Here is a 19,338-nt window from a genome sequence, read left to right as displayed (position 1 = left end):
TGAGCGGGGCGGCAGTTCTGATCGAACTGCCGCCCCGCTTCTTTGTTCGGCTGCCGTGTTCGCTTCCGAGTGCTGACGAGGCGCCGCTAGAGTGAGCGGTATGACTGACCTTGCGAAGCTGGACACCGAAGGCGTTGAACGGGTGCTCGCGGTTGTGGCCCACCCGGACGACATGGAGTACGGAGCATCGGCAGCAGTTGCCAAGTGGGCGGCAGAGGGAATCGAAATTCACTATCTGCTGCTGACCGCCGGAGAAGCCGGCATCGCCTCCATCGAACCAGACCGGACCGCAGCCCTTCGCGCGGAAGAACAGCAGGCCGCCTGCGACGTCGTCGGTGCGGCGTCACTGGAAATCCTTGGCTTCCCGGACGGACTGCTGGAACCCGACCACAGCGTGCGCAAGGCCATTGCCCGCAAGATCCGCGAAGTACGGCCGCAGATGGCGATCTCACTGACGTGGGAACTCGAAGTCGGCTTCGGCATCAACCACGTCGACCACCGTGCCTGCGGTATGGCACTCATGGACGCCATTCGCGATGCCGACAACCCGTGGATCTTCCAGGACCTGGGTCTTAAGCGCTGGAAGGTCGACCGGGCCCTATTCTGTGCAGCAACCAAACCCACGCACTATGTCGATGTGTCCGGCGAACCTCTGCAGAAGGGCATCGCCTCACTGGCAGCCCACGAACAGTACCTTGCAGCGCTGCCCGACCACCCCACCCCAGAAGAGATCAACCGGGGTGTCACAGAGGAAGCCGGCAGGCGCCTCGGGATTGAGGCCGCTCTGCCAGTCCGTGAGGTGCGGCTGTGACAGCTGTTCCGTGGCAGCCGGGTTCCGGGCCGAGCGTCACCGACACCGCACTCGTGTTTGAGGGCGGAGGCATGCGGGCGGCGTTCTCGGCCGGCATTGCCATCACACTCATTCGGGCCGGCATCGACTTCCCGCACACCTTCGGGGTCAGTGCGGGCACTTCGACGACAGCGAACCTGGTGTCGCGCGACATCGATCGCGCCAGGCGCAGCTTCGTGGAGTTCTCCACCGACCCGCAGTTCGGGTCGCTGAAGACTTTTGCGCGCGGGCAAGGGCTGTTCAACGCCGAATACATCTACCAGAACACCGCCCTGCCCGATCAGGCCCTGCCGCTTGACTGGGACACCTTCTGCGCACACCCGTCAGAAGTGTCCGTTGTGGCGTTCAATGCCGAAGACGGCACGACCGTCGAATGGCGGCGTGCTGACTTCCCCACGATGGACGACTACCTGCTGAGAGTGCGAGCGTCATCGACCATGCCGATCGTCATGCCCGTCACAGACGTTGACGGCACACTCTACGTTGACGGCGCTCTTGGCGACGGCGGCGGAATCGCTCTGCCGGCCATGCTCGATGCGGGTTTTGACCGGGGCGTATTCGTGCTGACCCAAGAACGCCGGTACCGGAAATCGCCCGCGCGGTTCAAACACAGCACCCGGCAGATCTTCCGTCGGCTGCCCGCGGTCCCCGCGGCAATGGAAACCCGGGCGGCACGCTACAACAGCATCCGCGAACAGCTGTTCGACCTCGAAGCAGAAGGCAGAGCCTTCATCATCGAACCGGACATCATGCAGATCGGCAATTCGACCCGGAACCTGTCGCAGCTGGCGGCGGCACACCGGCACGGGCTGTCCGTCGGTCGCCGCAAACTGCCCGGGCTGCGAGACTTCCTGGGGCTATCATACGAATGAGCGTCGCTGCAGCTGCGCGCTGTCGGTTTGAGACGGCCGCCCACTGAGGACAAAAGAAAGGGCCGGCGGGGTTTCCTCCCACCGGCCCTTCCAATCAGCCGAGTGCTGACCAGTGAGCTTTACTTGAGCGCGCCCAGTGCCGCCTCGTAATCCGGTTCCTGACCGATTTCGGGAACCTGCTCGGTGTAGACGACCGAACCTTCGGCGTCCACAACGACAACCGCGCGCGACAGAAGACCCTTCAGCGGGCCTGCAGTCATCGTGACGCCGTAGTCCTCACCGAAGGAGGAACGGAACGCCGAGGCGCTCACGACATTGTCAATGCCCTCAGCCGCGCAGAAGCGCTCCTGCGCAAACGGAAGGTCCTTCGACACGTTGAGGACAACCGTGTTGTCACGGCCGCCGGCCTTTTCATTGAAAGCGCGGACACTCGCCTGGCACACGCCGGTGTCAATGCTGGGGAAGATGTTGATGACCAGCTGCTTGCCGGCGAAGTTCTTCAGTTCAACGTCGGAAAGATCCGTGCCCACCAGGGTGAAAGCGGGAGCCTGCGCACCCTTTTCGGGAAGGTTTCCGACGGTGGTGATGGGGTCGCCCTGGAAAGTGATGTCTGCCATGAGAATTCCTTTCGTAGATTGGCCTGCCCTGCGGTGTTAGACCACCGGACGGGAGGTCACTGCTGCGCTTTTTCGCGTACCTGACGCTGAATGCGGGCCAACATGCCCGACATTCCGTTCAGCCGCAGCGGACTGACCTGCTTTTCAATGTTGAGCTTAAGCGGGAAATCTGCGGGAACGTCGAGGACTGTCTGCACGGTTGCTCCATCCAGGCCCTCATTCAGGATCCCCGCGAAGCCGCGCGTGGTCGGAGCTTCCGCCGGTGCCGAAAAGAACAGGTGCACCGTGCTGTCCGGCTGGGTGCCGTCGACCTCCACGCGGATGAAGATCGGCGACTGGCATTCCGGAACGGGCTCAAGCAGCTTTGGATCGCCCTTCAGCCGCTGTGGAAGGTCCGGCAGTTCGTCGCTGAATTCCAGCAGCAGTTCCAGCCGCTGGCTTTCCTCCATCGCGCCGAAGTCGTCGGCGATTTCCTGCAGTGCCTGCGGAATAGTCACTTCTGTGGAGCCTCTCCCGGCTGGTCTCCCTGGACGATCGGCACGCGCATGGCGTTGCCCCATTCGGTCCAGGAACCGTCGTAGTTCTTCACGTTCTCAAAGCCCAGAAGGTAGGACAGCACGAACCACGTGTGGCTGGAGCGTTCACCGATCCGGCAGTAGGCGTAGGCAACGTCGGTCTTGCCCAGCCCAAGGTCGTCAATGTAGATCTTGCGCAGCTGATCAGCCGATTTGAACGTGCCGTCCTCATTGGCCGCGGTTGCCCACGGCACCGAGTGAGCGGTGGGAATGTGTCCGCCGCGCAGAGCGCCCTCTTCCGGGTAGTCCGGCATGTGGGTGCGCTCACCGGTGTATTCCTGCGGGCTGCGCACGTCGATCAGCGGAATCTGGCCGATGGCTTCCAGCACCTCGGGCAGGAGCGCGCGGATAGGTGCATCGTTGCGTTCGACCACCGGGTAGTCAGTGCGTTCACGCTGCGGCTTTTCGCGCGTCATTTCGCGGCCTTCGGCTTCCCACTTTGCGCGGCCGCCGTCCATGAGCCGAACGTCTTCGTGGCCGAACAGTTTGAATACCCACATGGCATATGCGGCCCACCAGTTGGACTTGTCGCCGTAGACGACGATCGTGTCGTCGCGGCTGATGCCCTTGGCGCTCATCATTTCGGCGAATTCGGGGCCCTGCACGTAGTCGCGGACCACCTGGTCGTTCAGTTCGGTGTGCCAGTCGATCTTGACCGCGCCGGGAATGTGGCCGGTTTCGTAGAGCAGGACGTCTTCGTCAGATTCGACGATGACAACACCGGGGGTGTTGAGGTTCTCAGCCACCCACGCGGTGGAGACGAGAGCTTCCGGGTGCGCGTAGTCGGCGAACTTCGGGTCGGTGGTGTCGGGTGAAGCGTTCACTGGGCCTCCGAGATGCGTAGGCAATAGACAATGTTTTTCTAGCCTAATGGACGTGTGTGCCGCCGAAGCAATTGAGGACTACCTCACTTGTCGGCGGTCTGCTTAAGGAAACCGCGAAGCACCGCCAAGAATTCCTCAGGTTTTTCTGAGTGCACCCAGTGACCTGCGTCTTTGACCATGACTTTGTGTGCGCGTGGGAAGAGAGCACGCATGGGTTCGTCGTGTTCGTCCTTGATGTAGTTCGACTTCGCTCCGCCCATCCACAGGACTGGACCGTCATAGGCAGTGCCTGTGAAATCGGGGAACGCGTTGATGTCTCCCACCGCGCTGTTGAGCATTTTTACGTTTGCCTGGAACTCAAAGCCGCTGTCAGACCGGCGCAGGTTCTGCAGGAGGAAACCGCGGACGGTGGGATCGGATACACCGGCCTCTTCGAGTTCAGCGTCAGCCTGGCTGCGGCTTGAGAGCGCTTCGAGATCAAGGCCGGCGAGCGCGCTCAGAAGCGGCACGAAGTTGGAGTCCTTCGAACTGACAGGCGACATGTCTTCGACAATAAGTGCTGTGAACAGCTGGGGTTTGCGCAAAGCGGCGACCATAGCGGTTTTCGCACCCATCGAATGGCCCAGCAGCACAACGGAGTCTTCGCCGGTTTCCGGCAGGACCACGTTTTCTATGAACTCGATGACGGCCTGGCCCATGTCTTCGTAGTCGAAGTCTTCGGTCCACGGGGAGCTTCCGTGGTTGGGCAGATCAACGAGGAAACACCGGTACTCGTCCTCCAGCGCTTTTGCCGCGGTGAGGAAGTTGCGCCCCCGACCCATCAGGCCGTGGAGGAAGACGACTGCCGGTCCGGTGGTGCCGTAGGCGGTATAGGACAACTGCATGGGGCCTCCCTAAACTGGTTCGGTGCTTGATCTTAGTCTGCTGCGCTGCCCGGTCTGCCAGGGGAAGCTGCACGCCGTCGGTGAGAGTGACCGTGTCCGTGCAGTTGAATGCGGAGGGCGGCACAACTTTGCGCGGGCCAGGAAGGGCTATCTTTCACTGCTGTCAGGCCCGAAGGCTCGCAGCGGTGACACTGCCGATATGGTCGCTGCTCGCCGCAGCTTCCTGGACTCAGGTCTGTATTCGCAGTTGGCCGCTGAGCTCGCACGCTGCGCAGTCGAAGAGGCACAGTCCGGGTCCGCTCTCGCGGCGCCCGCTGACGAAGTGCCCGCCGCCGAGGAGCCCGCCGGCTCCCCCGCTCCCCTCACCGTGCTCGATGCCGGCTGCGGAACCGGCTACTACTGTGCCGCAGTGCTGAACGCCTGTGCTGAAGCGGGTGTGGCTGCGCGGGCCTACGCTTTTGATTCAGCTCCCGCGGCAGCAGCTGCGGCTGCAAAAGCCCACCGTGACATCACTGCTTTTACATGGGATGTCTACCGACCCTTGCCTCTTGAGGACAGCAGCGTTGATGTGATTCTCAGCGTGTTCTCCCCCAGGGTGCCCGCTGAATTCCACAGGGTTCTCAAACCCGGTAGTGCGCTCATCACCGCCCGTCCCACACAGAGGCATTTGGCAGCGCTGCTGCAGTCTCACGACGGGACCGTGAGCATCGATGAGCACAAAGAAAGCCGGCTCCAGCGGTCACTCGAACCGTTCTTTGCAGAAGGTGAGCGGCGCCTCGTGAACCATCCCCTGCATTTGAGCGCCCGTCAGGCGCGCGAACTGATCGGCATGACGCCCTCGGCCCGGCACATTGACCCGCATGTTTTCACGGATGATGTGACGGCTGAGTTCTCCGTCGTCGTGTCCCCGTGGCACCGTCGATCAGGCGGCCAGGCCGACCGTTAGACTACGGGGCGTGACTGATGATCTTTCCCGCCTGAGCTCTTTTATTCGCGTCATTCCGGACTACCCGTCCGCGGGCATCCAGTTCCAGGACATCACGCCGCTGCTGGCTGATGCCTGGGCTCTGCGACGCGCAGCCGAGCTCATGGTCGAACCGTTTGCCGGTCAGTTCGATGTTGTCGCCGGAATCGAGGCGCGCGGATTCATCTTCGCCGGTGTTGCTGCGGCTCTGGCCGGGACGGGCTTCGTCCCGCTGCGCAAAGCCGGCAAGCTGCCGGTTCCCGCTGCGCGAGTTGAGTACGACCTTGAATACGGTTCAGCGGCAATTGAGGCGAGCGACCAGCTGGCCCCTGGCGTGCGGGTGCTTCTCATTGACGACATCCTCGCAACCGGAGGCACACTTGCCGCGGGCCTGGAGCTCATCAACACACTCGGCGCGAAGACCGTCGGAACGTCCGTTCTGCTGGAGCTTGAGGGCCTTAACGGCCGCGAGCGCGTCCCGAACGTGCACTCTCTTTTCGCGGTGTGAGCCGCGGGGCAGCTGACTCCGCCAGCCTTTGCAAAGCCAGACTTGCGCTTTAATGCGGTTTCACGCTCTAATGCGGCGCATTAGCGCGCAAAACTGCATTAGCGCGTGAGTCTGCGTTGGGGATGTGCACCCTGCGAAGCGCAGAACTGCGTCAGCACGTGAATGCGTCAGTCAGCTCGGGGCGTCAGACAGTCGTCGGCGAATCCAGCTGAGCGCGGAAGGCGCGCTCGGCCTGCTCGCCGAAGGGCACAAACACCACGCGAGTGACAACGTCGCCCACTTCGTCGGCCGTTTCCCTGACGGTTTCGACTGCAATGCGGGCAGCGTCGTCCATCGGCCAGCCGTACACGCCTGCCGAAATCGCCGGAAACGCAACGCTGTGCGCGCCGATCCGCTTGGCCTAACGCAGGGATTCCCGGTAGGCCGAAGCCAGCGTTGCCGACCGGTCTTCTGTCTTGGCATACACCGGCCCGACGGTGTGGATGACCCAGCGGGCGGGCAGCTCTCCCCCGGTTGTTGCTGCAGCCTGACCAGCCGGCAGCCCGTCGGGGTACGTGCTCTCGCGCAGCTGTTTGCATTCGGCCAGAATCTCAGGTCCGCCGGCGCGGTGAATGGCCCCATCGACGCCTCCTCCGCCCATGAGCGTGGAGTTCGCCGCATTCACGATCGCGTCGACTGTCTGCTGTGTGATGTCGCCTGGTTCAATGCACAGATCCATCGTCATCGCTCCTCTGTGTGGGGCTCAGTGCCTGACTGCCCGGCGTTGTCCTGCAGCCAGTGGGCAAGCACTGGCACGTGGGAGTGTTCGATGTCTTTCGCGGCTGTCAGCAAAGTGACGTGCGCGCTGTGGGAGAGCCTTTCGGCTAGGTCTGCCGCATCGGCATTGTCATCAAGTTCGGCTCGGTAGCGGCTCTGAAACTCTGACCAGCGGCCTTCGCGGTCATCGTGGAACCACGATCGAAGCTCGGGCGTGGGAGCGGCGTCTTTGGCCCATTCGTCAATGTCGAGGGCTTCCTTTTTGACTCCCCGCGGCCACATGCGGTCGACGAGCACGCGAGTGCCCTTAGTCTCCGGTGCCTCCCCGTATGTGCGGCGGAAAGTCCACTTCGAGCTCAGCTCTGCCATTGAAGCTCCTTTCTCGGTGGATTGGCACTCCCAGTGTCTCGCTTCAACTGCCCCGACGGGAAGCACCCCCACCATTGCCTCAGGCTGGAATCACGCTTAAATGCAGATTCACGCGTTAATGCAGCGCATTAAAGCGCAAAGCTGCATTAGCGCGTGAATCTGCGTTCAGGCGGCACACCCAGCAAAGCGCACATCGACTACTGACCGGCGCGACCCACAACACAAACCCGCAAGAGGAAATGAAAACAAAAGAACGAGGCGGAAGTCACCTTCCGCCTCGTGCCTTTGGTTTGTGGGCTGTGCCGACTCAGACAGCTGCCGCCCACCCGTTCCCAGGCCGGAATCACGCTTAAATGCAGATTCACGCGTTAATGCAGCGCATTAACGCGCAAAGCTGCATTAACGCGTGAATCTGGTTAGAAAGGAAACCTCAGCGTTTCCTGGAGCGCTTATTCATGCGCTTGGCGCGTTTGCGGGCTTCCTTTTCCAACTTTGCGCGTTCACGGCGCTGTTCCTTCGTCATGAAGTCAAGCTGGCCGTGCGGATCGAGGTATTCGCCGGTTTCGTAGTCGTACGGCACCGGGTTGCCCTCAGAGTCTGTGCGCTGATACCAGTCGGTCGCTTCTTCCGACGTGGAATCGAAGCCGTAGCCCGCAGAGTACTCAGAGTTCGGTTCGGTCTGTTCGACCTTGACGGCGAAGTTGTCACCGTAGTTCTCCAGACCGTAGCGAACGGCGTTGTCGAGGACCTTGCGCTGGTAGTTCTGCCGGTACGTGCGCGGGTCACTGCGCAGCGCCTTCCACAGCCCGACGCACATGAGAACGATGATGACCGAGAACGGCAGGGCCGTGATGACAATGAGGTTCTGCAGGCCCTGCAGGGCGTCGTCTCCGCCGGTCAGCAGAATCACAACGGCGATGCCGGCCATGCACAACGACCAGAACACGGTCACGCCGCGGCGAGGGAAGGGATTGCCCTTCTGTGCCAGCTGCGAGTTGACCAGTGAAGCCGAATCTGCAGTCGTGATGAAGAAGATGGCCAGCATGAACATGAGAAGCGGAGCGACGATCTGTCCGCCGGGCAGGTGGTCGAGCACAATGAAGATGGTCTCTTCCGGTGCCGGCATTTCGCCGGTGCCGCCGGTGATTGCACCTGCCGTGTGCTCAAGGTAGATGGCGGTACCGCCCAGAATGGTGAAGGCCAGCACGATGATCGACGACGGGATGAGCAGCACGCCCATGACGAACTGACGGATGGTGCGTCCACGCGAGATCTTCGCGGTGAAGATGCCGACGAACGGCGACCAGCTGACCCACCATGCCCAGTAGAAGATCGTCCAGTCAGTGAGAAATGCCTCCGTGTCCTCTCCCTCGGACATGTTGCGCGCCAACATTGTCGGCAGTTCACCCACGTAGTCGATGACGACGCCGGGTACGACGTTGAGCAGGAACGCCGTCGGGCCGAGGATCAGGAAGAAGAACGCCAAACCGACCGACAGCCACATGTTGGTATTCGACAGAATGCGGATGCCCTTCGAAACACCCGAAACGGCCGAGATGATGGTGCCGATTGTCAGCACCATGATGATGAGGATGGCAATCGTGTTGCCGGCGGTGTTCCAACCGGTGACCACCTGGGCACCCCGGGCAATCTGCAGAGCACCGATGCCCAGTGAGGCGGCGGTTCCGAACAGGGTGGCGATGATGGCCAGGCCGTCGATGATCCGCGAGCCCAACGTATTCGAATCACCCGTGATGAAGCTGAGGATTGACGACATGAGCGGCACGCGCCCGCGGCGGAACGAAAAGTAGGCGACTGACAGACCCACGATGGCGTAAATAGCCCAGGCGTTGAGACCCCAGTGCAGCGCGGTCTGCACGAGTCCGCCGACGATGGCGGGATCGGTTCCGCCCTCATAGGCGTTGGGCCGCGGCTCAAGGTAGTGCAGCAGCGGTTCGTAGGGGCCGAAGAAGATCAGCGCAATGCCGATTCCCGCCGCGAACAGCATCGCCGCCCACGAACCGGTGGAGAACTCGGGTTTTTCACCGTCGAGCCCCAGTGGGATGCGGCCGGCCCGGCTGAAAGCCAAAACCAAAAGGAAGATGAGCAGGCCCGCGGCAATCACCGTGAAGATCCAGCCGAGGTTCTGCATCGTCCACGTGAGCATGACGCCGGAAACGCTCTTCACAACATCCGGCTGAGCAATGCCCCACGCCACGAAGGACACGATGAGCGCACCGACGACCACGAGGATCGGCTTGTCAACGCCGTAGCGAACACGCTGGTCTTCAATCGACACGCCCGGCACGAGCGCCGGATGAACCCCGTGAGGGTATTTGGGCGGCTGAAAGATCTTCTTACCGGCGCGCAGGGTCTTATCCAGTTTGCCCTGGGGTGTCGCCGGCGGAGTGCTTTTCTCTTCCGCAGGTGTCTGAGGCTTTTCGTTCATATCTGTATACCTTAGGAATCCCCCGACCTATTGCAAGATCATCGCTTTTCGGGGAGGAAAGCAGAACAAAAGAACGAGGCGGAAGTCGCCTTCCGCCTCGTGCCTTTGGTTTGTGGGCTGTGTCGGCTCAGACAGCTGCCGCTGTCTGGCGGGCCCGTTCCCAGGCTGGAATCACGCTCTAATGCAGATTCACGCGTTAATGCAGCGCATTACAGCGCAAAGCTGCATTTACGCGTGAGTCTGCGTTCGGGCGGCGCGCCGAGCGAAGCGCACATCGACTACTGAGCGGCACACCCCACAACACAAACCAGCTGGCAGAAAACAGAACAAAAGCACGAGGCGGAAGTCGCCTTCCGCCTCGTGCCTTTGGTTTGTGAGCTGTGCCGACTCAGACAGCTGCCGCTGTCTGGCGGGCCCGGTTGTAGTTGAGGAGACCGCGCACCCAGGGTGCGTAGTCTTCGCGCGGGGTCTTTTCGGCAAAGACGTCCAGCTGCGCGTCATAGGAAAAGCTGTCGTTGAGAACGGCCAGGCGAATGAACTCTTCGCAGGCGCTCTCCGGGATGCCGAATTCTTCGGCGAACTGCTCAGAAGTGAGCGTTACGGGTGTGGTTTCGGTGAACGGGCGGATGTTTACATCTGTCTTCATCACCCCTCCATTGAAGCAAACAGCCTCAGCGAGCGTCCCATCACCCCCGCTTTTGGGGCTGACATCCGCCCCGGCGCGGTCCTAGGCTGGGGGCATGAGTGAGAACACGCAGATGCAGTACAACCGTCTGGGCCGCGCGGGCCTCAAAGTGAGCGAACTGTCGTTCGGTTCGTGGGTCACGTTCGGCGATTCCATTGACACCGGCCTTGCCAAGGAGTGCATGCAGACCGCTGCCGAAGCCGGTGTCAACTTCTTCGACAACGCCGAGGTCTACGCCGGCGGGAAATCCGAAGAGATCATGGGACAGGCCATTGAGGAGCTCGGCTGGAAGCGCAATTCCTATGTCATTTCGACCAAGCTGTTCTGGGGAATTGAGGACAACGTCAACCTCAAGAACACCCTCAACCGCAAGTACCTGATGCAGGGCATCGACGGTTCGCTCGAGCGTTTGGGTCTCGACTTCGTTGACCTCGTGTTCTGCCACCGTCCCGACCCGGACACCACGCTGGAGGAAACCGTGTGGGCGATGAGCGACATCGTCTCCAGCGGCAAGGCCCTGTACTGGGGAACCTCCGAATGGTCAGCCGAGGAGATCCGCGGCGCCTATGAGATCGCGGAGCGGCACCACCTGCACAAGCCGTATATGGAACAGCCGCAGTACAACCTGCTCAACCGCACCCGCGTCGAAGACGAATACGCGCGCCTCTACGACGACATCGGCCTGGGCCTGACCACGTGGAGTCCGTTGGCCGGCGGGATCCTCACCGGCAAGTACCTCGACGGCGTCCCCGAGGGTTCACGTGCGACGGCAAAGGGCCACAGCCACTTGGCGGAGGAATCCACCAAACCGGAAACCGCTGACCGTGTGCGCCGCGTGGTCGACATGGCCCGCGACCTCGACGTGACTCCAGCACAGCTGTCGCTTGCGTGGCTGCTGAAGAACCCACGCGTGTCGACGGTCATCACGGGCGCAAGCTCAGTTGCTCAGGTCAAGGACAACATGGGTGCGCTGATTGCCAAGGAGCGTTTGGACGACGGCCTCAAGGCCCAGCTGGACGAAATCTTCAGCTGATGGCCCGCGTATCGAATCTCTGACTGAAATAACATGCGGGGCCGGCGGCACATACAGCCGCTCGCCCCGCTGTTTTCTGCGCCTTGCGCACTCAAACGCTAGAAGCGTTCTATGCCCCCGGTGCAGGGTCCATTTGCCAGCGCGTCAGTGACTCCGCTTTGGCCTTCAGCGCTGGCTGGTAGGCGGCTTCACCGGCGGCATGGACTTTGATGAACGCCGTAATGCGCGAAAGGATGAGCGGGTCGTCGATGATTCCGCTGTTATGTCGACCGGCAATCCGTGTGAGCATTGCCCGCTGCCGCGACTTCTTCATGCTGGTGTAGATGGGTCGGGCGTGTTCGCTCATGGGCGCGACCGTGTCGTTGCTGCCGCCCACGATGAGCACCGGTGATGTGACTTTGCTGAAGCCGCGCTGTGCCCAGGGGTTGAGGGCAACAACAGCGGACACATTTTCGCGCTCCGCAGCGGTAAGCGCCCCTCCGCCGCCCATGGAGTAGCCGACCAGCGCGGTTTTCGCCGGGTCGATGACGCTTGCCCATTCACCGCGACCGCGGGCGTCATCGAGTGCGGCGAGCATCTGCTTGGCCCGGTACTCCGGAAATGCCTTCGGTTCGATTGATCCTGCGGCCAGAACAGCGCAGCCGTGGGTGGCGAGTCGCTTGGCGATCGTGTGCATTTCCTCGGCTTTGCCCGTATAGCCGGGGAATGTGACGACAACGGGGCAGCGCGCCTGCGGTTCGCGCGGCCAGAACAGGGTTGCGGCACCGTAGCCGGGGGTTCTGACCAGGCGCGACTGGAGGAGTTTGTGGGGTCCGGGAAGGCGGACGTCAGCGGCTGAAGCACTGACCGCACCGTACTGGGTGCGGGCCGCGGGCATGACGGTCAGAGCGGCGGCTGCGAGGCTGCCGAGCGCAAATGATCGTCGACTGACGAACCTGCCTGACATGGCACTCCTGGAATGTGGGGAAGACTCATTCAATGTACCGCCGCACAGCCCGTTTTCGGCTCAGGTGCCGACCGCGTGTTGGCTCCCCAGCTGTGCTGGGAGGCTCAGGACTGACGAGGTGCCGCCGGCTTCCGCACGAACCGCGTCTTTTCGATGAAGGTCCGGATGAGGGCGTGGTCCTTCACTCCCCGACTGGATTCCACACCGGATGACACGTCGACGCCGATCGCCCCCGAAGATTCGGCGGCCTGGGCGACGTTGTCGGGGTTGAGGCCGCCGGCGAGGACAAACGGTCCTCGGTCGCGTTTGTGCAGCTGGGTTTGGTCCCACCGCTGACCTGCGCCCGGCGCGGGAGCATCAAGCAGCAGGAGGTCGTCGCCGAATGCGCCGGCGTGGGCTTCAGGGTCGTGGGCCAGAGACACAGCACGCCACAGCTTCAAGCCCGGTGCAGCAGCACGTGCAGCGGTGAAATCGGAGTGCTCGTAGTGGCCGTGCAGCTGCAGGGCATCAGCACCGATCCGCTGAGCCATGGAAGCAGCATCAGCCGCGTCCATGTCGAAGACCACGAGAACCGCGAGCGCTGACCCCGCCTCGTGAATCCAGGTGACAAGCTGTTCCGCGGTGTCTGCGTCGACGTGCCGAGGCGATGGCGCGTAGTGCATGATACCCAGCGCGTCAGCGCCTGCTTCGACGGCAGCCCGCACGTCGTTGCGAGTTCGGACACCGCAGATTTTGACGAAAAGAGAGTCAGTCACTGTACTCAGCCTGCGCTTTCATGTTCACCGTCAACGTAGAACCAGCGGCCGGCCCGGACAGCAAAAGACGAGCGCTCCCGCATGGTGCCTGTCTCGCCACCAACACGATAGTGAGCCGCGAACTCGACGATCCCCGTCGTATCGCCCGCTCCCCCATCGACCGTGTCGAGGATGTCAAGAGAAGTCCACTCCACCTCGGCATCCGGCTGTGTATCAGCCGGTCGCGTACGGGGATGCCACGTGCGGAACAGGTAGTCGGCGTTGCCTAGGGCAAAAGCAGTAAACCGCGAGCGCATGAGCGCCTCAACTGTGTCGGCTGTGCGTGTGCCTTCCAGCAACGGCAGGCAGCAGTCACCCAAGACGGCACCGGATGGAAGGCCGCCGCAGGGGCACGTGTCAGAGGTTCTGCGGGGAATCATCAGGTCGCTTCGATGATGCGGTCGTTTTCATCCTGCCCGGAGCCCTCCGCGGGACGGCCGCCGATCTTGTCGACGATCATGGCAATCGCGCCATCACCGGTGACGTTGGCGGCCGTGCCGAAGCTGTCGAGCGCAATGTAGGCGGCGAACATGAGGCCCACTTCCACCTCGCCAAAGCCGAGCATCTGCGTGAGCAGACCGGCCGCGGCGGCAATCGCGCCGCCGGGAACACCCGGTGCGGCAATCATCATGACGCCGAGCATGAGGATGAACGGCAGGTACGTCAGGAACGATGTGTCACCGCCGGTGATCATGAGGACGGCCATCGAGAAGCACGTGATCTTGATCATCGAACCCGACAGGTGAACGGTCGCGCACAGGGGAACAACGAAGCCGGCCACGGTGTCAGACACGCCGTTCTTCTTGGCTGAGCGCAGTGTCACCGGGATCGTCGCGGCAGACGATGCCGTGCAAAGTGCGGTGAAGTAGGCATCGCGCATGTTCCACAGCGACTTCACGGGGTTGCGTCCCGCAATTGCTCCGGCCCCCGTGTACTGGATGAGCAACATGAAGAGGGTCAGCGCGAACGACACTATGACCACCAGCAGGAACTTCTGCACGACGATGACAGCTGCACCGCTGTGGGCAAGCTCTGCAAAGATCCCGAAGATGAACAGCGGCAGAGCTGGCACGATGACGTTGCGGATGAGGCTTTCGACAATCGAGCGGAACTCGATGGCGCCTCGGAAAAGAACACGGCTGCGGAACGCCGTCAGGCCCGCACCGATGATGATGGCCAAAACGAGGGCGCTCATGACGCCGATGACGGGCTCCAGCACGATTTCGGTAGCCACATCGGCCGCGGCCAAAGGGTCGTCGGGGTCGATCTCAGTGGCCTCGCTGACCACGGTGAAGAACGGGGCGAAGCCCTCGCCCTCCGCATCGGCGATGCCCTTGATGTCGGTGCCCTCAAGCGAGGACCGGAACAGCCAGCTGGAGGTGAAGAAGGCCAGCAGACCTGCAAGCAGGGTCGAGGTGTAGGAGATGCCCGCGGTCACGCCCAGCTGCTTACCTCCCCCTTTGCCTAGTTCTGCAATTGCCGGTGCGACAAGACCGAAGATGATGAGCGGCACAACGAACGACAGCAGACCGGAGAACACGGAATTGTAGGTGGCGAAAACTCCGCCGAGCCAGGCCGGCAGGATCGGGCCGACGAGGATTCCGAGGACGATCGCGATGACGATCCACACCAGAAGCGGGAGTGAACGGATCAGCTTCATGAGTTGTTGTGCTTTCTGCGGTGAACAAAGAATGGCATTAAGGGAATACACAGGATTCTAGGGAAGCCCGGGGATGCCCGTGCACGCGGCGCACGAATAAGGGCCTTCGGTTCACTCCGGAGAGTGGACCGAAGGCCCCTGTGCAGACGAGGTGCCGTGCGGCTTTACGGCCTGTGAGCTCAAGCGTCGCTGGATTCGTCTTCTTCTGCGACGCGTTCAGCCTTTTCGACCATTTCGTCGTGCGTCATGCCGCGCTGGCCGGGCTGACGACGCCCAGCCAGTGCTTTGTCCGCGGGCGACTGCGGCATCACGCGGGTGCCGACGGTGCCGGGCTGCTGGCGACCGTGAATCGATGCACCAGCGGTTTCTGGCATGAACCACGTGGCCACCAGACCGATGACGCAGGCGAGGATCATGTAATACGCCGGGAACAGGAGGTCACCTGTTGCCTTGACGCCGGCTTCGTTGATCAGTCCGGCAGTACCGCCGAGAGCCGACACTGACAGGTTGTAGGTGACCGAGAAGCCCAGCAGGCGCACGTGCGCGGGGAACATCGCCGGGAAAGTCGCCGAAATCGTCGCGAGCATCGGCACGTAGGCAATCCCGAGCACGGCGAAGCCCACGAGGGCAAAGCCGAAGCCCAGCGACATCATCTTGAACATGGGGATCGCGAGGACACCCACCGCAATTGTGGTGAAGAACCACAGCGGACGACGACCGAACTTATCGGAAGCCGCACCGAAGATCGGCATGAACAGCACGATGAACAGCTCGCCGACGAGGATCACGATGAGCGAGGTCTGCGAATCCATGCCGATCTGCGCTTCGAAGTAGGACGGCATGTAGGTCAGCAGCGTGTAGTTGACCATGTTGACGGTTGCGACCAGTGCAAACAGGATGATGACGTCGCGGCGGTACTCCTTGAACACCGCGCGGAAGCGATCCATTGTCGAGGTGTCGTCCTCTTCCGGGTCTTCCTGGATTTCATTGAACACCGGGGTGTCTTCAAGCTTCGAGCGCAGGTACCAGCCGATGAGGCCCATGGGCAGTGCGATGAGGAACGGGATCCTCCAGCCGAAGGAGTCCATCTGCTCAGGCGTCACGTTGAACTGGATGAGCAGCATGAGGGCGGCGCCGATGACGTAGCCGGTCAGCGAGCTCGCCTCGAGGAACGAACCGAAGAAACCGCGACGGCGGTTAGGGGCGTACTCAGCCATGTACGTGGCTGCTCCGCCGTATTCGCCGCCGGTGGAAAAGCCCTGCACCAGACGCAGAATGATCAGCAGGATGGGCGCCCAGACGCCGATCGTCTGGTAGGTGGGAAGCAGGCCGATGAGGGTTGTTGCCCCGGCCATGAGCAGAATCGTGGCGGCCAGCACGCCCTTGCGGCCGATCTTGTCGCCCATGGGACCCCAGAAGAACCCGCCGAGGGGTCTTGCCAGGAAGGAAATGGCGTACGTCGCCATGGTGGCCATGATTTGGTATTCGCCGAGTGCATCGAAGAAGTGATGGGCGATGTACGTTGCGGCGATCGCGTATACGCCGTAGTCGTACCACTCGGTCATATTGCCGATGGCCGAGGCGGCTGTTGCCCTGCGGACAACCTTTGGATCAGCCGCGTGGTCTTCGGCTTCGCGCGCGTAGTCTGATGCGAGCAATTCTTGTGAGCTGCTGTCAGAACTCATACAAACCTTCCTAATTTGAGACATCAGTCACTGTAGCGAAGAGCAGTGCCGATGGCTAAAGCAGGAAAATCTACATGGCCGGCAAGCGGAGTGTGACCGTCGAACCCTGTCCGTACCAGGACTGCAGCGAAGCGGTGCCACCGTGGCGTTCGATGATGGCGCGGACCATCGGCAGCCCGAGCCCGCTGCCCTCCGTCCCGCGGACTTCGCGCGACCGGCCGAGCTCTTCCCACACGGTTTCGATCTCATCCGGCGCTATCCCGCGGCCGGTGTCGGCACACTCGATGACAACCCAACCGCTCTCTTCGCGGCCGCGCACTTCAATGTGCGCCCCCGGCGGCGAATACTTCACCGCGTTGCTCAACACGTTCGACACGGCCAAAAACAGCAGGTCTGAGTCACCCCGAACGTGCGGCAGGGGGCGTGGTGCCTGGGGCAGCGACACTTGGAACCTGCGTTCTCGGGCCCCCGGAATTTCAAGAACCGTCTGCACCGCCTCGTGCACAAGAGCGCCGATGTTGACCGCGGAGGGTTCGAGTTCAGCGTGTTCGACTTCGCTGATCTTGCGCAGATTGCTCAGCAGACTGCTCAGACGCACGGCCTGAGCATCGATGCTGTCGCGCTGCCGCTGGGACGGTTCGTCGGCCAGGGCTGCGCGAATGCCCTGAATGGGGTTCTTCAGTTCGTGGTCCAGACGGGCCAGCAGACGCTGGCGGCGGCGAGTCTGCTCATCGCGCACCTGCGCTGAAGCTTTGACGGCACCGCGCCGGGCAAGGACGACAGCGGCAAAACCGGCCGCGAACAGGCCGGACAGCAGCAGGCCGAAAACGAGGGGCGCCCACGCTACCCGGGCCGTGATGACCGCTTGGGTTCGCGAGTCGACGAACAGCCACCCCACCGTCACAATCAGCCCGATGAGCAGGGGCGCAAGCAGCGCTGAGGCGATGACCAGCGGTGTGCGCTGCTGTTTCTGTTCGCTCATCCGCGATCCACTGCTCCAAGAAATCGATATCCTGCACCCGACACCGTCTCAATGTAGGCGGGGTCGCTGGAATCGTCACCCAGTTCCCTGCGGATTTCGGCAATTCTGTGGTCAACCGCGCGTGTGGTCACAATCGCCTCGAAGCCCCACACGGTTTCCAGCAGACGCTGGCGAGAGAACACCTCGTCGGGGTGGCTCATAAGGAATTCCAGAAGAGCAAAGGCCCGCGGTGTCAGCTGCCGTTCGCTTCCGTCGACAAAAAGTCTCCGGGCAGGCCGGTCCAGACGCAGCTCGCCCGATACAAGAGCTTGGGCTGCGCTCAGCGGTGTCTGGCCCCGCTGCGTGCGGCGCAGAACCGCGCGGACGCGCGCCATGAGCTCAACCGGGTCAAACGGCTTGGTCATGTAGTCGTCTGCACCGTCATCGAGGGCGGCGGCCCGCTCGAAGGTCTCCCCCACCTCGGTCAAGAGGATGACGGGCAGCCATTCGTCGTCAGCCCTGATGCGGCGCAGGACCTCGCGGCCGTCGAGATTCGGCATGAGCACATCAAGGATGACCAGGTCCGGGCGGCAGGCCTCGATGGCCCGCAGCGCCTCGACACCGTCAGCTGCGGTTTCAGTGTCGAGGCCGCTGCGGCGCAGCACGGGGGCCAAGTGCTCGCGGATGGTGGAGTCATCATCGACGAGCAGCACATGCGGTCGTGTCTGGGCGGACATTGTGTTCCTTCGCGGGCTCAGCCGTCGTAGCGGATTTCAACCCGTCGGTTCTTTTCCCGGCCTTCCGGATTGTCTTTGCCGCCCTTTTCATTCGGCTCGATCGGCTTGCTGTCGCCAAAGCCCTTGACTTCAGTCTTGATGTCAGACCGGGCTTCCTTAATAGCCTTGGACACGGCTTCAGCGCGGCGCTTCGACAGAACGTCATTGCCTTCCTTGTACGGAAGGTTGTCCGTGTGGCCCTCAACCCTGACGGTCGCGTTCTGCGGCACTTTCTTGACCAGTTCGGCGATCTTCTTCTTCGCACCGTCAGACAGATCCCATTTGCCAAGGTCGAACAACACGTCCGAAGACAGCGTGACGACTTTTTCGCCGGCGTCTTCGCGAGTGTCATCCATCGGCTCGATGTTGTCTTTAAGCGGGATGATCTCGGCCTTGATCGGATTGATTTCCGCTTTCACGGCAGCTGCTGCGGGAGCGGCACCGAACGCCATGAGTCCGACCAAGCCGACGGCTGCGAGCTTGGTGCGGGCCATCACTGGATCTTCACGCCCTTAACCAGCGGCTCACCTTCCCACAGGAAGACGTCCATCGTGTCAACGTCTTCCGGCGGAGCACCGAAAGCGGCCTTGCTCCGAGCTTCCGTCCCCGGAGTCAATTTAATGTCGAAGTACGAATCACTGAGATCTCTGATCATCTTGTGCTTGTTGAAGTTCTTCGTATCTACCGCGTAAGGCTGAAAACCGGTACCGCGGGCACTATACAAATCGATCTGCTTATCGATCTGAGTTTCCAGGGTGAAGCCGTAGACTGCTTCTACCGTCTGCTGGTTGCGCTTGACGCTGATCAGTCGGACTTTGAGCTTGGCATCTTTATCCCCGTCCACCTTCGCCGGAACTTCGACTTCGGCCAGGACGTCACCCGAAGCAGCCGCTTCCGAACCGCTGCCGGAGTCCTCGGAGTCTGCAGTGTCTGAGTCCCCATCGCTCTGGGACGCCGCTTCGCCAGAACCGCTGCCAGAGCTGTCCGAACTGTCATTCTGCTCTGACTGTTCAGACGTTTCCTTTTTGTCGTCAGAGCCGGTATTGAAATCAACCGAGCACCCCGTCAGACCCAGGGATGCAGCCACGGCCGCCGCGGCGATGACTGTTCGTACTTTTGTCGTGCGCATG

21 protein-coding genes and 1 pseudogene are annotated in these 19,338 nt (G+C 62.0%); 5 read left to right on the top strand and 17 right to left on the bottom strand.

The genetic code is table 11. The features are described from left to right. The first annotated feature begins 100 nt into the window (after positions 1–100). Positions 101–811, top strand: coding sequence for a PIG-L deacetylase family protein (locus HMPREF3092_RS07540; protein WP_019175515.1), 711 nt, complete (start codon positions 101–103; stop codon positions 809–811). Beyond that, on the top strand, positions 808–1,722 hold the full coding sequence (locus HMPREF3092_RS07535) for a patatin-like phospholipase family protein (protein WP_070424425.1): 915 nt from the start codon (positions 808–810) through the stop codon (positions 1,720–1,722). The genes HMPREF3092_RS07540 and HMPREF3092_RS07535 overlap by 4 nt, the downstream gene beginning before the upstream one ends. A 119-nt stretch (positions 1,723–1,841) precedes the next feature. Here the strand turns inward: HMPREF3092_RS07535 and tpx are convergent, their stop codons facing one another. The 4 genes from tpx to HMPREF3092_RS07515 form a co-directional block, all read right to left on the bottom strand. Beyond that, positions 1,842–2,339, bottom strand: coding sequence for a thiol peroxidase (gene tpx, locus HMPREF3092_RS07530; protein WP_062021878.1), 498 nt, complete (start codon positions 2,337–2,339; stop codon positions 1,842–1,844). 56 nt (positions 2,340–2,395) lie between these two features. After that, positions 2,396–2,836, bottom strand: a complete 441-nt coding sequence (locus HMPREF3092_RS07525) for a SufE family protein (RefSeq protein WP_070424424.1) — start codon at positions 2,834–2,836, stop codon at positions 2,396–2,398. Continuing rightward, on the bottom strand, positions 2,833–3,738 hold the full coding sequence (locus HMPREF3092_RS07520; protein WP_070424423.1) for a sulfurtransferase: 906 nt from the start codon (positions 3,736–3,738) through the stop codon (positions 2,833–2,835). The genes HMPREF3092_RS07525 and HMPREF3092_RS07520 overlap by 4 nt, the downstream gene beginning before the upstream one ends. A gap of 83 nt (positions 3,739–3,821) precedes the next feature. Next, entirely contained in the window at positions 3,822–4,622 is an 801-nt protein-coding gene (locus HMPREF3092_RS07515) for an alpha/beta fold hydrolase (protein WP_070424422.1), read from the bottom strand. A gap of 199 nt (positions 4,623–4,821) precedes the next feature. On the opposite strand from HMPREF3092_RS07515, the gene HMPREF3092_RS07510 reads away from it, so the two are divergent. Both HMPREF3092_RS07510 and HMPREF3092_RS07505 read left to right on the top strand, forming a co-directional pair. Then, complete coding sequence (locus HMPREF3092_RS07510) at positions 4,822–5,568, top strand: methyltransferase domain-containing protein (RefSeq protein WP_141737989.1); 747 nt, start codon at positions 4,822–4,824, stop codon at positions 5,566–5,568. Between the two features lie 10 nt (positions 5,569–5,578). Then, complete coding sequence (locus HMPREF3092_RS07505) at positions 5,579–6,094, top strand: adenine phosphoribosyltransferase (protein ID WP_070424420.1); 516 nt, start codon at positions 5,579–5,581, stop codon at positions 6,092–6,094. Positions 6,095–6,278: 184 nt separating this feature from the next. Here the strand turns inward: HMPREF3092_RS07505 and HMPREF3092_RS07500 are convergent. From HMPREF3092_RS07500 to HMPREF3092_RS07485, 4 genes and pseudogenes are all read right to left on the bottom strand, one after another. Further along, positions 6,279–6,812: pseudogene (locus HMPREF3092_RS07500) on the bottom strand (O-acetyl-ADP-ribose deacetylase). 2 nt (positions 6,813–6,814) lie between these two features. Continuing rightward, positions 6,815–7,219: a DUF488 domain-containing protein gene (locus HMPREF3092_RS07495; protein ID WP_218079017.1), complete on the bottom strand. Its 405-nt coding sequence runs from the start codon at positions 7,217–7,219 to the stop codon at positions 6,815–6,817. A 430-nt stretch (positions 7,220–7,649) separates the two neighbouring features. After that, positions 7,650–9,668: a BCCT family transporter gene (locus HMPREF3092_RS07490; RefSeq protein WP_070424419.1), complete on the bottom strand. Its 2,019-nt coding sequence runs from the start codon at positions 9,666–9,668 to the stop codon at positions 7,650–7,652. Positions 9,669–10,056: 388 nt separating this feature from the next. After that, positions 10,057–10,314 carry a hypothetical protein gene (locus HMPREF3092_RS07485; RefSeq protein ID WP_019175526.1) on the bottom strand — a complete coding sequence of 86 codons (258 nt, stop codon included), beginning with the start codon at positions 10,312–10,314 and terminating at the stop codon, positions 10,057–10,059. Between the two features lie 94 nt (positions 10,315–10,408). Between HMPREF3092_RS07485 and HMPREF3092_RS07480 the strand changes: the two genes are divergently transcribed. Next, complete coding sequence (locus HMPREF3092_RS07480) at positions 10,409–11,386, top strand: potassium channel beta subunit family protein (RefSeq protein ID WP_256174407.1); 978 nt, start codon at positions 10,409–10,411, stop codon at positions 11,384–11,386. Between the two features lie 109 nt (positions 11,387–11,495). Here the strand turns inward: HMPREF3092_RS07480 and HMPREF3092_RS07475 are convergent, their stop codons facing one another. The 9 genes from HMPREF3092_RS07475 to HMPREF3092_RS07435 form a co-directional block, all read right to left on the bottom strand. Continuing rightward, a complete protein-coding gene (locus HMPREF3092_RS07475; RefSeq protein ID WP_070424418.1) occupies positions 11,496–12,332 on the bottom strand; it encodes a poly(ethylene terephthalate) hydrolase family protein in 837 nt (278 codons plus the stop codon). 104 nt (positions 12,333–12,436) lie between these two features. Continuing rightward, the gene (locus HMPREF3092_RS07470) at positions 12,437–13,087 is read right to left on the bottom strand and encodes a phosphoribosylanthranilate isomerase (protein WP_070424417.1); all 651 of its coding nucleotides are present in this window, start codon (positions 13,085–13,087) and stop codon (positions 12,437–12,439) included. A 5-nt stretch (positions 13,088–13,092) separates the two neighbouring features. Continuing rightward, positions 13,093–13,506 (bottom strand): YchJ family protein, encoded by a 414-nt coding sequence (locus HMPREF3092_RS07465; RefSeq protein ID WP_070424416.1) that lies wholly within the window; start codon positions 13,504–13,506, stop codon positions 13,093–13,095. Continuing rightward, positions 13,506–14,786, bottom strand: a complete 1,281-nt coding sequence (locus HMPREF3092_RS07460; protein ID WP_070424415.1) for a dicarboxylate/amino acid:cation symporter — start codon at positions 14,784–14,786, stop codon at positions 13,506–13,508. Before HMPREF3092_RS07460 ends, HMPREF3092_RS07465 begins: the two co-directional genes overlap by 1 nt. A 179-nt stretch (positions 14,787–14,965) precedes the next feature. After that, complete coding sequence (locus HMPREF3092_RS07455; RefSeq protein ID WP_070424414.1) at positions 14,966–16,471, bottom strand: MFS transporter; 1,506 nt, start codon at positions 16,469–16,471, stop codon at positions 14,966–14,968. Between the two features lie 70 nt (positions 16,472–16,541). Beyond that, positions 16,542–17,453, bottom strand: coding sequence for a sensor histidine kinase (locus HMPREF3092_RS07450; RefSeq protein WP_070424413.1), 912 nt, complete (start codon positions 17,451–17,453; stop codon positions 16,542–16,544). After that, positions 17,450–18,169: a response regulator transcription factor gene (locus HMPREF3092_RS07445; protein WP_070424412.1), complete on the bottom strand. Its 720-nt coding sequence runs from the start codon at positions 18,167–18,169 to the stop codon at positions 17,450–17,452. The genes HMPREF3092_RS07450 and HMPREF3092_RS07445 overlap by 4 nt, the downstream gene beginning before the upstream one ends. Before the next feature lie 17 nt (positions 18,170–18,186). Further along, positions 18,187–18,702 carry an OmpA family protein gene (locus HMPREF3092_RS07440; protein WP_141737988.1) on the bottom strand — a complete coding sequence of 172 codons (516 nt, stop codon included), beginning with the start codon at positions 18,700–18,702 and terminating at the stop codon, positions 18,187–18,189. Beyond that, positions 18,702–19,337: a hypothetical protein gene (locus tag HMPREF3092_RS07435; protein WP_061944227.1), complete on the bottom strand. Its 636-nt coding sequence runs from the start codon at positions 19,335–19,337 to the stop codon at positions 18,702–18,704. The genes HMPREF3092_RS07440 and HMPREF3092_RS07435 overlap by 1 nt, the downstream gene beginning before the upstream one ends. Between the last annotated feature and the right edge of the window lies 1 nt (position 19,338).

Source organism: Brevibacterium sp. HMSC24B04, from assembly GCF_001806835.1.
GTDB lineage: Bacteria > Actinomycetota > Actinomycetes > Actinomycetales > Brevibacteriaceae > Brevibacterium > Brevibacterium ravenspurgense.
Note: the sequence above shows the minus strand (reverse complement) of the source record. Positions and strands in the feature narration are given on the sequence as shown.